The 15665-nt window shown below is 42.5% G+C and carries 14 protein-coding genes; 3 read left to right on the forward strand and 11 right to left on the reverse strand.

Translation table 11 applies throughout. From position 1 onward, the window contains the following. Nucleotides 1–42 precede the first annotated feature (42 nt). The 3 genes from AUO94_RS06285 to AUO94_RS06295 are packed head-to-tail and all read right to left on the reverse strand — an operon-like array spanning nt 43 to nt 3601. Entirely contained in the window at nt 43–1161 is a 1119-nt protein-coding gene (locus AUO94_RS06285) for a GNAT family N-acetyltransferase (protein WP_058386413.1), read from the reverse strand. 21 nt (nt 1162–1182) lie between these two features. Beyond that, nucleotides 1183–3252, reverse strand: coding sequence for a heavy metal translocating P-type ATPase (locus AUO94_RS06290; protein ID WP_058386414.1), 2070 nt, complete (start codon nt 3250–3252; stop codon nt 1183–1185). Further along, a complete protein-coding gene (locus AUO94_RS06295; RefSeq protein ID WP_058386415.1) occupies nt 3245–3601 on the reverse strand; it encodes an ArsR/SmtB family transcription factor in 357 nt (118 codons plus the stop codon). Before AUO94_RS06295 ends, AUO94_RS06290 begins: the two co-directional genes overlap by 8 nt. Before the next feature lie 321 nt (nt 3602–3922). On the opposite strand from AUO94_RS06295, the gene AUO94_RS06300 reads away from it, so the two are divergent. Then, complete coding sequence (locus tag AUO94_RS06300; protein ID WP_058386416.1) at nt 3923–5389, forward strand: SulP family inorganic anion transporter; 1467 nt, start codon at nt 3923–3925, stop codon at nt 5387–5389. A 12-nt stretch (nt 5390–5401) separates the two neighbouring features. Next, complete coding sequence (locus AUO94_RS06305) at nt 5402–5821, forward strand: universal stress protein (protein ID WP_058386417.1); 420 nt, start codon at nt 5402–5404, stop codon at nt 5819–5821. Nucleotides 5822–5871: 50 nt separating this feature from the next. Here the strand turns inward: AUO94_RS06305 and AUO94_RS06310 are convergent, their stop codons facing one another. From AUO94_RS06310 to murB, 4 genes are all read right to left on the reverse strand, one after another. Beyond that, nucleotides 5872–6204 carry a fluoride efflux transporter FluC gene (locus AUO94_RS06310; RefSeq protein WP_058386418.1) on the reverse strand — a complete coding sequence of 111 codons (333 nt, stop codon included), beginning with the start codon at nt 6202–6204 and terminating at the stop codon, nt 5872–5874. Further along, a complete protein-coding gene (locus AUO94_RS06315; protein ID WP_058386419.1) occupies nt 6201–6554 on the reverse strand; it encodes a fluoride efflux transporter FluC in 354 nt (117 codons plus the stop codon). The genes AUO94_RS06310 and AUO94_RS06315 overlap by 4 nt, the downstream gene beginning before the upstream one ends. Before the next feature lie 36 nt (nt 6555–6590). After that, entirely contained in the window at nt 6591–8957 is a 2367-nt protein-coding gene (locus tag AUO94_RS06320; RefSeq protein ID WP_058386420.1) for a penicillin acylase family protein, read from the reverse strand. 163 nt (nt 8958–9120) lie between these two features. Then, nucleotides 9121–10038, reverse strand: a complete 918-nt coding sequence (murB, locus tag AUO94_RS06325) for a UDP-N-acetylmuramate dehydrogenase (RefSeq protein ID WP_058386421.1) — start codon at nt 10036–10038, stop codon at nt 9121–9123. A 201-nt stretch (nt 10039–10239) separates the two neighbouring features. On the opposite strand from murB, the gene AUO94_RS06330 reads away from it, so the two are divergent. Then, nucleotides 10240–10761: a YceI family protein gene (locus tag AUO94_RS06330; protein WP_058386422.1), complete on the forward strand. Its 522-nt coding sequence runs from the start codon at nt 10240–10242 to the stop codon at nt 10759–10761. Nucleotides 10762–11084: 323 nt separating this feature from the next. Here AUO94_RS06330 and AUO94_RS06335 read toward each other — a convergent pair whose 3' ends face one another. The 4 genes from AUO94_RS06335 to AUO94_RS06350 form a co-directional block, all read right to left on the reverse strand. Beyond that, nucleotides 11085–12641 (reverse strand): FAD-dependent oxidoreductase, encoded by a 1557-nt coding sequence (locus AUO94_RS06335; RefSeq protein WP_058386423.1) that lies wholly within the window; start codon nt 12639–12641, stop codon nt 11085–11087. 232 nt (nt 12642–12873) lie between these two features. Beyond that, nucleotides 12874–13512, reverse strand: a complete 639-nt coding sequence (locus AUO94_RS06340) for an FMN-dependent NADH-azoreductase (protein ID WP_058386424.1) — start codon at nt 13510–13512, stop codon at nt 12874–12876. Between the two features lie 110 nt (nt 13513–13622). Then, nucleotides 13623–14330, reverse strand: coding sequence for a DsbA family oxidoreductase (locus AUO94_RS06345; RefSeq protein ID WP_058386425.1), 708 nt, complete (start codon nt 14328–14330; stop codon nt 13623–13625). A gap of 335 nt (nt 14331–14665) precedes the next feature. Continuing rightward, nucleotides 14666–15592 (reverse strand): manganese-dependent inorganic pyrophosphatase, encoded by a 927-nt coding sequence (locus tag AUO94_RS06350; RefSeq protein ID WP_058386426.1) that lies wholly within the window; start codon nt 15590–15592, stop codon nt 14666–14668. Nucleotides 15593–15665 lie beyond the last annotated feature (73 nt).

The following is a 15665-nucleotide window of genomic DNA, read 5'->3' on the forward strand; positions in this document are numbered from 1 at the left end:
AGCAGGGGGAGAGAACATTCTCCTTACCTGCTTTTTTAAAGCTTATTGGCGGATTTTAGCATAAACACACGTATCGCGAAGCTTGTTTCCTACACGGGAAATCGTATCGTTGCGCAAAATGCCTTCTAATTCGAAATTTAACCGGTGTGCTACTGCACGGCTTCGAACATTGTCAGGATCACAGCGAATTTCGACACGATTAGCGCCCAGTTCCTCAAAAGCAAATCGCGTAATGCGCTCTACTGCCTCTGTAACAAACCCTTTCCCCTCAAAACGGCTATCGACCCAATAGCCAATTTCAAATTTCCGCACTTCCCAGTCAATCCGGTGAAGTCCCGTAGAACCAATAAATTGCCCAGTTTCCTTCAAGAAAAAATGCAATCGCAAATCTTTACGCAATTTAAAATCTGCGGCAGCTTCAATTAACGTTGCTTCGGTTTGTGCCAGGTCGGGCTTTTGTTGCGCAAATGGCAACCAAGGTCGGAATGCTTCTAGAGAGTGCATAACAGCTTCGTAACTAGCTTGTGCATCTTCTCTTCTAGGTGCCCGTATTAGCAATCGCTCCGACTCAAACTCGTCAGGAAAATCGAGTAGGACCGGATTGAAAGGTGATTCTTGCGTCTCGATTACGGTATCGTCCCACAAGACCGGCGTGGTAATTCCTGCCTGCCAGTCTTCACGGGTCATGCCATAGGTCACTGCATCGTAGTAGCGGTTTTCCCGTGGAGAAAACCACGCTTGCCGCAAATGAGCTTCTTTGACAAAGCCTGTTCGTTCAAAAGCTTTACGCATCGCAAAATTATCGTGGCGCGTATTACCTTCTAGACGAATTTTCTTTTCTGATAATGAAAAAACAAAATCTGCAATCATTTTTAATGCTTTTGGACCATAGCCCTTGTTACGGTAAGGATCCGCAATTCGCAAATCAAAAAGGGGAATGTCGTCTTGCAAATCAAATATTTTCACTAAGCCGACTTGTTGGTTTTCTTCGTCTTCAATCCAAAACGTCGTTACTTGATCTGACTTATAACCGCCTTCTTCAATTGTTTTTTCAATCAAAGCCCGGACTGGATGTTCATGACCATGAAAAGGCCACGAATTTGTTGTCATAAAATGAATTAGCTGTTCCTGCTCTTCCATTGTCCACTCTGTTAACTTCAATACAAAACCTCCAAACGTACCTCACTTCTGAACTTTCACAAGACGTAACGCATTCAAAATAACCAATAGCGTGGCACCCATGTCTGCAAAAATAGCAATCCACAAAGTTAACCAGCCTGGAATAATTAACAGCAATGCAATAATCTTGAGTCCTAACGCAAAGACGATGTTTTCTTTTATTATACGCAATGTCTTTCGGCTGAGTCGAATCGTGTAAGGAAGTTTTTCCAAATCGTCCGCCATCAATGCGATGTCCGCTGTTTCAAGTGCAGCATCTGTTCCTGCTCCACCCATTGCAATACCAATACTTGAAGCCGCTAAAGCCGGTGCATCGTTAATGCCATCTCCGACCATTGCTACTCGCCCATACTGTTTTTGCAGTTCTTTAATTGCTGATAATTTGTCTTCTGGCATTAATCCTGCTCGGACATCTGTGACGCCGATTTCTGCTGCAATAGCTGTTGCTGTTGCTGGATGATCTCCAGTCAGCATGATAATTTGGTTGATGCCCATTCCTTTTAGTTTTTCGATAATCGAAGGGCTTTCTGTACGAATAGCGTCGGCTACCGCGATAATGCCGAGCAATACCGTTTCTGAAAATACAGCTGTCACAGATTTTCCACTCTCTTGCAGTTTACGCGCTTTTTCAGGAATACGTAAGCCTTTTTCTTCAGCCCAATTTAAACTGCCGACGTAAAGAACTGTTTCATTAACAGTGGCATATGCACCTTTACCTGTAACGGAATTGAAGTTTTCAGAAGGATATGTGCTTGCTGCTTGTTTTGTGATAGCTCTAGCTAACGGATGCTGCGACATTGCTTCTACGGATGCTGCAAGCTTCAACAACTCTTGTCGTTCAATTGCGTCTTGCACTAAAACATCCGTCACTTCAGGATACCCTTTCGTTAACGTTCCCGTTTTGTCAAAAGCAACGGCATTAATCCGTCCGGTTTCCTCTAAATGAATACCGCCTTTAATGAGTACTCCTTGGCGTGCAGCATTGCCGATAGCTGTCACTATCGCAACGGGCGTAGAGACAACCAATGCGCACGGACATCCTACTACAAGTACGGCTAATCCTTGATACACCCAAATTTCCCAGTTACCCGTTAGAAATCCTGGAACTAATGCGACTAAAAAAGCGATGACAATGACTGCTGGTGTGTAGTACTTTGCAAACTGATCGATAAATTTCTGAGTCGGTGCTTTTTCAGCTTGTGCTTCTTCGACAAGATGAATGATTTTGGCGATGGTAGTATCTTCGACACGTTTTGTAACCGTGACTTCAAGTGCTCCTTCTTCATTCATCGTGCCTGCAAAAACTTCATCTCCGACTGTTTTGACTGCAGGAATTGACTCTCCTGTAATCGCTGCCTGATTAACGGCGGATTGTCCGCGTAGAACAGTTCCATCCATGGCGATCTTTTGTCCCGGTTTAACAATTAGCACGTCTCCTATGCGAATATCTTCTGTATCCAACTCCATCAGTTCGCCGCCGCGTTGAATGAATGCACGCGCTGGCGCTAAATCCATTAAACTGCGAATCGACTGACGAGCTTTGTTCATAGAGAACGATTCTAACGCTTCACTGACAGCGAACAAAAAGACCACTACAGCACCTTCACGCCATTCACCAATAATGACGGCACCAATGATTGCAATCGTCATTAAGGTTTTCATATCGAACTGGAAGCCACTGAGATTTTTCAGCCCAGTCCAAAACATATGATAACCACCTATTGCCATAGAACCCGCAAATAACGCAATCGACCAAGGATGCGTTTCGTCTAGTTGAAACGATACGATAATTCCAGCGATCAATAGCAGTAGTGATAGAACGGTCTCTATCGTCTGGCGTCGTTGGTAGAAAGGAACATGCTTGATCTTTTGTTTTTCAGGATAGACACGGATATGATCGAAAGCACCTGCTTTTTCAAGCGCTTCGATCGTTACATTCCCATCAATCGTTAGTTTAGACGCACCAAAATTCAAATTAACATTTTTGATTTCAGGCAAATTCAAGACATTTTTTTCAAATTTAGCTGCACAGCTAGTACACGATAAATTTTCCAGACGATAGGTTTTAACCAATCTCCACACCTTCTTTCGTGTGTTCGTGAGCAATTGTCACCAATTGACGAACATGATCATCAGACAAGGAATAGTAAATTTGTTTTCCTTTGCGCTCAGATTTCGCCAATGCTCTTTCTCTTAAGTAACGCAAATGATGAGAAGCTGTTGCTGTAGAGGACCCAATGACCGCTGCAATATCACAGACGCACATTTCCTCTTCTATTGTTAAGGCGTATGCGATACTCAGTCTTGTTTCATCCGCCAGCGCTTTAAATAAGTTCGCTACATCGCTCAGGTCGGTCATACTTTCTTGTACACGATCAACAACTTCTGGATGGACCTTCGTCACTTCACACAATTCTTTCATACGGCACCTCTTTCATTCAAATAAATGTTTGATTGTTTCTTTCAGTATATTCGCTCTAGCAGCGACAGTCAAACGTTCATTTGAATGAATTGTATTTACATACTAAAAAAAAGGTGATACAGTTTTATAGCCTGTTAGTGAACAAATTCACTAACTACTACGTTGCTACCCGTTCTAAAGCTGTTAGATAATGAGTGATTTCTCATTAGTTTTCATAAAAAAGATGAGGTATGGAGTCAACCCACTAAGACTTTTAATAGAAACAGTTGATTTTCAACAGCCTGGATCAAGGAAAATTATAATAGAAGGAAGTGAACATTTTTGAATACACTATCTTATAAAGAACAATGGTTCGGCAATATCCGCGGAGACGTTTTGGCCGGAATTGTTGTCGCACTTGCACTTATTCCGGAAGCGATTGCTTTCTCAATCATCGCGGGTGTCGATCCGATGGTTGGTTTATACGCTTCGTTTTCAATTTCCGTCATCATCGCTTTTGTCGGTGGACGGCCAGGTATGATTTCGGCAGCAACGGGAGCTATGGCACTCGCTATGGTCTTGCTAGTTCGTGATCATGGTCTGGACTATTTACTAGCCGCCACCGTGCTGACGGGTGTGTTGCAGTTAATTTTTGGTCTTTTAAAAGTTGCCCGTTTTATGAAATTTATCCCACGGGCTGTCATGATTGGTTTTGTCAACTCGTTAGCGATTTTGATTTTCATGGCACAAGTACCGTTTATTTTCGGCATTAATGCGTTGACTTACGTTTTTGTTGGCGTTACGTTGGCGATTGTTTATATTTTGCCTCGTTTTTTCACAGCTATTCCAGCACCTTTGATTGCAATTCTTGTCTTGACAGGTGTTGTTATATACAGTGGAATCGATATGCAAAATGTCGGTAGTCTTGGTACCATTTCACAAACATTGCCAAGCTTCTTTATCCCGAGCGTACCATTTAATTTCGAAACTTTACAAATTATTTTCCCAACTGCATTGGCACTTTCCGTTATCGGTTTGCTCGAGTCTTTATTAACTGCGTCGATTATTGATGATGCAACAGAAACTGGATCTGATAAAAACCAAGAAGCACGGGGACAAGGCATTGCAAACATTATTACTGGCTTTTTCGGTGGAATGGCAGGTTGTGCGATGATCGGACAATCAGGCATTAACGTTCAGTCTGGAGGACGTGGACGATTGTCAAGCTTTGTTGCTGGGGCCTTCCTAATGTTCCTCATTATCGTTTTGGGCAATTGGGTTGTCCAAATTCCAATGCCTGTTCTAGCTGGCATTATGGTAATGGTTTGCATCGGTACTTTTGACTGGAGTTCGTTCAAGTATTTAGCGACAGCTCCAAAAGCGGATGCCATCGTTATGTTGTTAACAGTTGTTGTTGTTGTTTATACACATGATTTATCAAAAGGTGTATTTGCCGGTGTTATTTTAAGCGCTATGTTGTTTGCCGCTAAAATTTCTAAGGTCGAAGTGCGTAAAGAAGGATTAGAATCCAATGTGTCGAATAGATATACCATACATGGACAATTATTTTTCGCTTCTTCACAAGATTTTGTTTCTGCATTCGACAAAGTTGAAGCTTCTGAACAAGTTGTATTGGACTTTTCGGATGCAACAGTATGGGACGACTCAGGCGTTGGAGCAATCGACCGGGTCATGAACAAACTGCAAGCACAAGGACAGTCTGTTGAGATTGTCGGGTTAAATGCTTCAAGTCAAAAGCTTGTAGACAAACTAGCAACCTTCAGTACTGCAAGTAAAGGCACATCATAAGGAGGATGCTTTATGTATGAGAAAATTTTAGTGGCAGCAGATGGCTCGGATCATTCAAAACGAGCTGCTCATGAAGCCGTCAGAATGGCCAAAACTAATCCACAGGCTTTTGTCACTTTGCTTTATGTCATCGATTACGAAAAAGCACGGACAGAAATTCTTCATGGCCAAAGCAGCGACGAAGTTCATTTGGAACGTCGTAAGCATCTAGTACCACTCGAAGAAATCTTCCGGTCTGCTGGTATTAACTTTGAAACGAAGACGCTTCACGGTGTTCCTGGACCAACCATCGTCAAACATGCTAATGAGACTGGTTACGATGTCGTCTTGATCGGCAGCCGCGGATTAAACACATTGCAAGAAATGGTACTTGGCAGCGTCAGCCATAAAGTGGCTAAACGCGTTGAGGCACCCGTTATTATCGTCAAATAAATTTAGCTACTTAATAAAAGATCCCTTTGCGATTTTCGCAAAGGGATCTTTTAAAGCATGTAACCATAGCCTAAGCTAAACAGCACAACTCCACTGACTACAGTGAGTAAAACGTAGCCGCCGCCTGTTAACCATTTGCCGTCCTCTAAATCTTTTACAACATCCAAAGCCATCGTTGAAAACGTTGTAAAAGCTCCAAGAAATCCAGTAATCCAAAAAACCGACAAATTGCCGCTGCCTATAAATAGACCAAGTACCAATGAACCAATAGTGTTAACTAGCCAAGTTGCGACTTTTGGCTGCCATAATCGACTTTCAACCAATAAGTAAAATACGTAACGCGTGATTGCTCCTAAAAATCCACCAATTGCGATACCGATCATGACGGTACTCCTTTTCGACCAGTCCACAGACCTGCTCCTGCTGCTGCAATGCATGCAACTGTCATCGTCATAGCAAAAACCAAGCCCCACCAGATAGACGACTCTAGCTGGTGGAACCAGTCAGCTGAAAATGCTGAAAACGTCGTAAACGACCCTAACAACCCGGTTGATATCAATAACCTCAGCTCTGCCGATTTCCGAGTTAATCGAACAGCCGCTAGTCCAATTAAAAAGCTACCCGCTATATTGACAAGCCAAAGACCCAATCCTTCTGCGACCGCCATGTATATGCTTGCACGCAAAAGCGATCCGATCATTCCGCCAAGCCCTACCGCCAGTATTCTTTTCATTTCAACCGCCTCGCATCTGTTTTCTTCCAGTATAACTTATTCAGCTTTTAATATTAATATCGATCCTTCCACGTCATCGATGATTTCGGTTTCGTGGAAATCCCCTTCAGCCCAATCGTCCACTTGGTTATGGAAGTAATCCGATTTCAAATGCCCACTCAGTCCAGGACCTACAATATGATAAGCGCTCGATAAATCCGCAAGATCTGCTACAAAACGCCACGATGCTCCGTGATCAACATTACCTTCTGGCGTAGATGCCGCAGCTTGCACGGTAATATTAGAACCTCCAATTGGCACGGGATCTGGATTAAGAAATTCAGCAAAAATTGGAGATGCACTTGCTAGTGGATGTGGGAAAGTTAATTGATGTTGCTCTCCCCAGTTCCAATCAGCCAAGTCCGTCCCTTGTTCATCTTCAATTTCAGTAACCGCTGTCTCTAATGAATCCACAAGCCATTTTTCCACACCGCCGTATTCCGTTACCCAAACGCCTTCTTTCCCAGCAAATGCATTGCGCATCATTTCATCCGTGATGTGATTTTTTCCATCCAACATTTTAAAAACGTCTTTCGGAAACTCTTCGGCAAGCAAAGTCTCCGGTAATTGCTTAATCCATTTATGGAATACTAAAGGCGCAGCCTGTTCTTTACTATCAACTTGGTCCCACTCTTCGAGCATTGTCAATACTTCATCGTAGTCATCCGTTTTACTACGTACCGTAGCAATCATATCCGCTAAAAATTCAGCGGCGTATAAATTCTTCTGGTCCATCTGCAAATCCATCATATCCTGTGCTGTCAATTCATCTGATGCTTCTAGCACCTCCGCAATCCGTTCATAACGATACGGTTGCGCCCAGAAATCAGTAATGTGATAAGGATAAGCATTGTCAATCACTTCATTATTCGCTGTCGCAATAAACCCTTCTTCTGGATTGACCGATCGTGGCAGCTCATCAAAAGGTATATAGCCTTCCCAGCCGTAGTCAGCTGAATCTCCCGGAACTGGCAATTGTCCATCTCCTGATTTTCGGATAGGAATCCGACCATTTGCTTTATAGGCGATTGTTCCATCTGTGGAAGCGAAGACAAAGTTTTGCGCAGGTGCTTGAAAATCTTCTAGCGCCAGTTCGAATTCTTCCCAATTGGATGCTTTATTGAAATTTAGTACTGCTTGTAATTCAAGTGTCGGCTCAAGAGCTGTCCACTGCATGGAAAAGACCGCTCCTGCCTGTTCTTTATCGTACAGTATATTCGAAACAACAGGACCATGCCTTGTCACCAACACTTCAAAGTCTTCCGTTTCTCCGTCTTTCACCTTGATGGGCTCTTTCCTTACTTCTGCTTGTTCCCATGCTCCTTCATAACGAAACTGTGTCGGATTTTCAGGATTGGGTGTTTCGATATAAAGGTCCTGGACATCCGGTCCAACATTAGTAACACCCCAAGCAATTTCTTCATTGTGACCAAGAATAATTCCCGGAATACCAGCAAAAATAACTCCACTTACATTTTGTTTAGGTGATTCTAAATGCATCTGGTACCAAATAGACGGAGTACTAAGACCAAGATGCGGATCATCTGCGAGCAAAGGTTTACCACTCGCTGTTTTGTCACCTGACACCACCCAGTTGTTGCTACCGTTAAATTCAGGTGGAATCACAGAAGTGTCGAATTCACCGGCTACTTTGACTGACTGTTGTTTATTTGCCGCCAAAATTGCCGGTGCGTTTTCAGGGTATTGGATAAATAACTCGCGTGCTTTGTCTTCTGGAAATTCGTTCAATGCCCAGTGGCGAACAGCAAGTGTGTTCCAATGTCCTCCAAGATCATAAGCCATGAATTTGCCGATTGTCAGCGAATCTACTGTTGTCCACTCGGTAGGTTCATAACCGAGAAGCGCAAATTCAAAACTCAAATCACCATTTTCTTTTGCCTCTTCCATATAAGCATTGACGCCTTCTGTATACCATTCTAGTACTTGCTTAGCTTCTGCATCGTAGCCTTCCCAAGATTTTTCAGCAGCATCTCGCAAACTAAAAGTTCGGAAAAACTTATCGGTATCGACTGCATCTGCTCCGATTACTTCTGCCAATTGCCCACTCGCTTGTCTGCGCGATAAATCCATTTGGAACATCCGGTCCTGCGCCTGCACATACCCTTGCGCCCGGTAAAGATCTGCGTCTGTGTCTGCCTGTATATGAGGAACTCCAATTTCATCGCGTGTAACTGTTGCATCGGTATCCAATATAGCTACTGCCACTTGTCCTTCAATAACAGGCTTAGACTTGGTTATGTAAACGTTTACAAATATGAGTGCTGCTACCGCCACTGTGACAAGAACACCCAGAACACCTAAAAGCCATTTAAGCCACGTCTTTCTTTTCACTTTTTTCTCCATTAACTTTCCTCCTCTTTCTTATCGTACTTCATTCGACTAGCGAAGGAAAAATACCTTTTTTCTAAAAAATCCTGCGCTCAGTTACCCGCTCTAAAGAGGCTGCGAAGTCTTTCTTGTATTTTACACCTAAAAAAAATGCCCCTTTTAAGGGACATCCGACAAATCAAGTTCGATCTTCTCCTACAATCTTCACTTCAAGTTCTAAATCAATACCGAATTTTTCCATAACAGTTGTTTTAACCATCTCAATTGTCTGGATATAATCGTTGGCTGAGGCATTGTCTTTATTAACAATAAACCCTGCATGTTTAGTAGAAACTTCCGCACCGCCAAACCCTCGTCCTTGCAAGCCGCTATCTTGAATTAACTTTCCTGCAAAATTACCAGGCGGTCGTTTAAAGACACTGCCTGCGGAAGGAAATTCCAACGGTTGTTTCGTTTCACGCTGATACGTCAATTCACTCATTTTGGCATCAATAACCGTTTGTTTACCCACCTCTAATTCAAATTCAGCAGACAACACGTAAAATCCTTCTTTTGTAATAATGCTCTTTCGATAACCAAGACCTAAATCGTCCTTAGACAACACCCGTTTTTCTCCTTCTTTCGAAAGAACTGTTGCTTGAACGATAATATCTTTAATTTCTCCGCCATAAGCACCGGCATTCATCGCCATGGCTCCACCGATAGAACCTGGGATTCCACAAGCAAATTCAAATCCTGTCAGTTGTTTTGCTGCAGCGGTTTTTGATACCTGTTTAATATTTGCTCCACCTTGAGCATAAACTTTCGTACCTTCTATATGGATCGTTTGTAAACTCTTTAAAGTTAGAACGATGCCACGAAACCCTCCATCTCGAACGACCATATTTGATCCATTTCCAAGAAGTAATAAAGGGATATTATTTGTATATGCGTATTTCACTGTAAATGCAGTTTCATCTTCAGTCGTTGGTGCCACAAAGATATCAGCTGGCCCACCCATTTTAGTTAATGTATGAAGGTGTAGCGGTTCATCCATTTTAACGTGATCATCTGCTAAAAAAACACGCAAATCTACCAACCATTGTTCTTTCGTCATCTAAAGCAAATCCCTTCTAAACTTATAGCTTCTACTAGTATCTAATTTTCAGCCTGATTTGACAAGCAATATAACAAAGTTCAGGTCAAAAGTCCAATTAAACATTCTCTCGAATCTGAGACTTGTTCATCAAAAACGATTGACTTTGAAATTTGATGAGGCTATATTTAGGGTTGTAAGTCGGACCAGGAGGTAGTTGATTTGAAAAAGTGGACGATCGACGCAACACATTCAGAAATTAGCTTTTCTGTAAAACACATGATGATCTCGAATATAAAAGGTTCTTTCACTTCTTATGAAGCAAACGTTGAAGCCAATGAAGAAAATTTGCAGGGTGCATCAATCGACTTTAAAATCGATGTCGCCAGCATCAACACCAATAACTCAGACCGCGACCAACATCTTCTTTCCGCTGACTTTTTCAACGCTGAGCAATTTCCACACATCACATTTACCGCTAATGACATTGTAAAAAAAGACAACGATTATGAATTAACTGGTGACTTCACCATGAAAAACATCACACGACCAACTACTTTCAAAGTAGCGTACGGCGGCAAAGGTACCAACTTATGGGGCAACGAAATAGTAGCATTTACCGTAGCCGGAAAAATAAATCGCCAAGACTTCGGTCTAACGTGGAACCAGGCGCTTGAAGCAGGTGGCGTGATGGTCGGTGAAGACATCAAAATCACATTGGAATTACAAGGCACTCCCGCTTAAAAAGCCCAGTAAAAAGCAGTGAGAGGATTTTTCCTCTCACTGCTTTTTACGTGTTGGTGCTACACGGGCGCTTGTGCTTTTCTTTGTCCAGGCTCCTGCGCCCAACACCTCGGGTCATAAGTCATCCCGGCTGTGCGGCAAAATGCGCCGCTCTGCCATTCTGTCTTATGCCTGTCGGTGCTACACGGGCGCTTGTGCTTTTCTTTGTCCAGGCTCCTGCGCCCAACACCTCGGGTCATAAGTCATCCCGGCTGTGCGGCAAAATGCGCCGCTCTGCCAGTCTGTCTTATGCCTGTCGGTGCTACACGGGCGCTTGTGCTTTTCTATACTTCTTCGATCTTTTTCAATGGTTTAACCGCGGGTCCGTTTAGTACGTCTCCGGTATAGGAGAATCGCGAACCGTGACATGGGCAGTCCCAAGAACGCTCGGCGTCATTCCAAGCAACATCACATCCCATGTGGGTACATGCGGTATCGACGAGATGGACTTGACCGAATTCGTCCCGGTAACCGCCTGCTTTTTTCTTGCCGACTTTCACTAATGCCCCTTCGTCTTTGCCTAAGTCTTCAACTTTTCTTGATGGTCTTTTCAGCTTACCTGTAACCAATGCCTTAGCAACGGATGCGTTATCTTTCGCAAAATTCTTGGCGTCTTCTGTTTTGACTTTTGTGCGGGTTGGACTAAACAAAGCAGCATACCGATTTTCGATACCAAGCACTTGATCTGACAGCATCATACCTGCTAATGCGCCGTTCGACATGCCCCACTTATGAAAACCAGTCGCTACTAGAATATTGTCATAGCCCGCAGTAATTGTTCCGATGTAAGGGATTTTGTCGAGCGTCGTCATATCTTGAGACGACCAGCGATACGGAATCTCTTGAATTCCGAAATGCTCGTCTCCAAACTTCTCAAGGTTATGATAATGCTCCATCGTCTGACTTGAGCTTTTACCTGTCGTATGGCCATCGCCACCAATTAGTAATAGTTTTTCGCCATTTTCATCTGTTGCATAACGCAGAGAGCGCGAAGGCAAATCTCCGCTAATGTACATATCATTTGGAACATTGCCGCTTACTTTAGCTGCAATGGCATACGAACGATTGACGGATAAACGCGAAAAATACAAACCGTCAAAATCATTAAATGGGTAATGGCTAGCAACAATCACTTTATTGCATGATAAATGTGAAAGATTTTCAGTTTGAATGACCGGATCGTTTTTGCTCAAAATTTTCATCGCACGTGTCTGTTCGTAAATTTTGCCGCCTAGTCGCTCAATTTCTTTCACCAGGCCTGCCAAAAATTTTACTGGATGAAACTGTGCTTGATTGCGCATGACTACCGCTTCTGTAATAGGAAACGGCAACTCCGCCTCTTCTTTTGCCAATTCGCCGTCAATGCCTAGTTGCCGATAGGCTTCCGCTTCTTTTTCAATCAGTTTTGCACCTGCAGCTGTATGCGCATAAACAAACGCATTGTGATGGGAAAAATCACAATCGATATCAAGTTCATGGGCAGTTCCTTCTATAAATTTCAACCCTTCCATGTTCGCCTGATAATAGAGTTTTGCTTGTTCTTGTCCGACTATATTAATCAACGAATCATAATACAGGCCATGCTGCGCTGTTATTTTTGCCGTCGTACGCCCTGTTACGCCATCGACTAATTTCCCAGCTTCAATCAATGTCACTTTTCTACCGGCTTTTGCCAGCAAATAAGCACTAATGATCCCCACCATTCCTCCCCCTACAACCGCTATATCTGTAGACTCATTTTCTTGCAAAGCGGGGTAGTTTGGAATATCTTTGTATTCTCTCCAATAAGACTTTTGCTCTTCCGGAACTCGACTCTCGCCATTACTCTGCACTTGCGCCATTCCTCCTTAGAAAGCTTTTTATAGATGTCTACCCCTATTATAAATTCTTAATCAGCTTAGCTATTCGAAAAGCATCATTTTCCAATTATTTGGATATACTGTCGGAAAGAGCTCGAATACTGTCCAGATTTCAGAAATACTGTCCATTTCAGCTCCTTTACTGTCCAATTCGCTGGATTTACTGTCTAAATTAAAAAAGACGACCCGTTAAGGTCGTCTTTATCACTTTATATTATGCATTTACTTTAACTAATGAATTGGCAACTTGTTCTACACGCTGCATTCCCTCAGCTTTGATTTCTTCCGCGCGATCAGGGTACATATTGTGTCCCTCAATGATCACTTCTTCAATGTCAGTGATTCCGAAGAAGTCCATAATCAACCGAATGTAGTTGACACTCATTTCAGCTGGGGCCATTTCTGGTGTTGAATAAACTCCTCCACGTGCGTTCAAGATAATGACTTTCTTATCAGGTACAAGACCGACTGGGCCTTCAGCCGTATATTTGAATGTCACACCTGCACGGTAAACGTAGTCGATGAACGTCTGCAATGGCGCAGGAATTGTTTTATTCCATAATGGGAATGCAAAAACAACCACATCAGCTTCCATAAATGCATCCATTGCTTTGTTAGCCGCTGTCAAAATGCGCTGTTCTAGCTCAGTCATTTCTTCGGCCTTTGCTGATTTTTGCATTGCATCAAAAAAGTCCTGGCCGAAATACGGCATGTCTTCTTTGAAAACGTCGAACGTATTGATATCAAGTTCTGTATCTGTGCCGATCGAATCCATAAACACTTCATACATTTTGCTCGATACCCCTTCAGATGATGGGCGATTATTTGCTTTTACTACTAAAACGTTTGTCATTAGTTTAAAACTCCTCTTGTCATCATATAAAAACTAGTACTATCGATTTGAAAATCTCATTAATTTTAATAAAAAAACAGAGTAAAAGTCAATTACTCTGCTCAGGTATTTTATAAGCCATCACACGAATCTCCTGTGCAATAGCTGGTTTTCTTACCAAGCGGTTTTAATTTAGGACGAATTCCTTCTTCTTCAGCAATTTGCTCTAACGCTTCCACAAAAGCTTCTACTGGCTGGGCTCCGGAAATGGCATACTTACGATTGACCACAAAAAATGGTACACCTTGCACGCCGATTTGACCAGCTTCTGCAATGTCCAACTGGACCTGTCCCATAAACTGGTCCGATTCCAGCACTTTTTCTGCTTCTTCACGCGGCAAACCAATCGTTTCTGCGAGTGTCAATAAAACCTCATAATTGCTGACATTTTTTGCTTCCACAAAATAATGATGCATTAGCTGTTCAGTCAGCTCTGCATCTTTCCCTTGTGTTTCAGCCCATTTCACTAAACGATGAGCAGCTAACGTGTTCGCTTCTACCATATTATCAAAATTGTATTCCAAACCAACAGAGCGGGCATGCTGCGCCACGCCTTCAGTCATTTCTTTCGCTTGTTCTATAGTCTGTCCATATTTTTTCGCTAAACTTTCATAAGTTGGAGTAGTGGAATTGATTGGCGCATCTGGATTCAATTGATAAGCCTTAAACGTAACTTCCGCCTGACTTTCAAAACCCGATTGAACCAACGCTTTCTCTAAAGTCCTCTTGCCTATATAACAGAATGGGCACACATAATCTGACCAAACTTCAATTTTCATATCGTTCACCTCGACACTAACTATAGCAACGAAAACAACAGCACTCAATTTTTTTGCCTGTGACAAAGAAAAGCGCAAGCGATCGTACTAAACCTGACGGGCATAAGGCGCGGTGGCGAAGTGGCATCTTTTCAGCCACACAGCCAACGTGACTTATGACCCGAAGGTTTGATCGCTGGAGCTAGACAAAGAAAAGCGCAAGCGATCGTACTAAACCTGACGGGTATAAGGCGCGGTGGCGAAGTGGCATCTTTTCAGCCACATAGAGAACAAGGTAAGTAGCTGAAGAGATTCTCAATTCTAGCTCAACTAAAAAACTGATCCCCATAAGGGAATCAGCTTAACGCCTCTGTAATTACAGGAACAATTTGCTTTTTGCGTGACACAACGCCCGGTAATAAGACACGGTGATCAATCACACTTGACTTAAATGCACTTTCGATGATGTCTGCTCTTTTACCAAGCACGATAGCCACTGAATTATTATTAAGGATATCCGTGACAACAAACATGAATAAATTTAATTTTTTTGTTAGAATAGCATTTGTCATTAATACTTCTAGTTCTTTTTGGCGAACCATAACTTCTTCTACATCAATTGCGTTAACTTGAGCAACTTCAAAACGGTGGTCGCCTGCTTCGAATTCTTTTGAATCCAATGAGATTAAGTCTTCTAACGTTTTATTGCTCAAATCAGCTCCAGCTTTCAATAAATCCAGACCATAGCTTTGTGCATCGACGCCAGCAATTTCTGCGAGTTCTGCAGCAGCCTTGACATCTTGCTCAGTACAAGTCGGCGATTTAAAAAGAAGCGAGTCCGAAATAATGGCGGATAGCATCAAACCTGCTATATTAGAAGGGACTTCCACATTATTTTCTTTAAATAGTTTTAAGATGATGGTAGTTGTACAACCAACTGGCTCTGCACGGAAATAAAGAGGATCCATCGTTTCAAAATTGGCGATGCGGTGATGGTCCACCACTTCTATCACTTGAACATCTCCGATATCATCAGCACTTTGCTGACGTTCGTTGTGATCCACTAAAATTACTTGTGTAGCTTCCTTCGCAACTTGTGTCACCAACCTTGGCTCATCAAACTTAAAAGTGTTTAAAGCAAATAAAGTTTCGTTGTTTACTTCACCTAAACGAACTGGTTCAGCAAGCATGCCCATTTCATTTTTTAAATACGCATATGAAATAGCCGAACAAATTGAATCTGTGTCCGGATTTTTATGACCTAATACTAAAACGTTTGACATGAATAGTAGCCTCCTGAAATACTTAGTTTCTGTTTTTATTCTATCATATTAACAGCAATTGAAAAAATTAGAC

The organism is Planococcus kocurii, from assembly GCF_001465835.2.
In the GTDB taxonomy this organism is placed as follows: domain Bacteria; phylum Bacillota; class Bacilli; order Bacillales_A; family Planococcaceae; genus Planococcus; species Planococcus kocurii.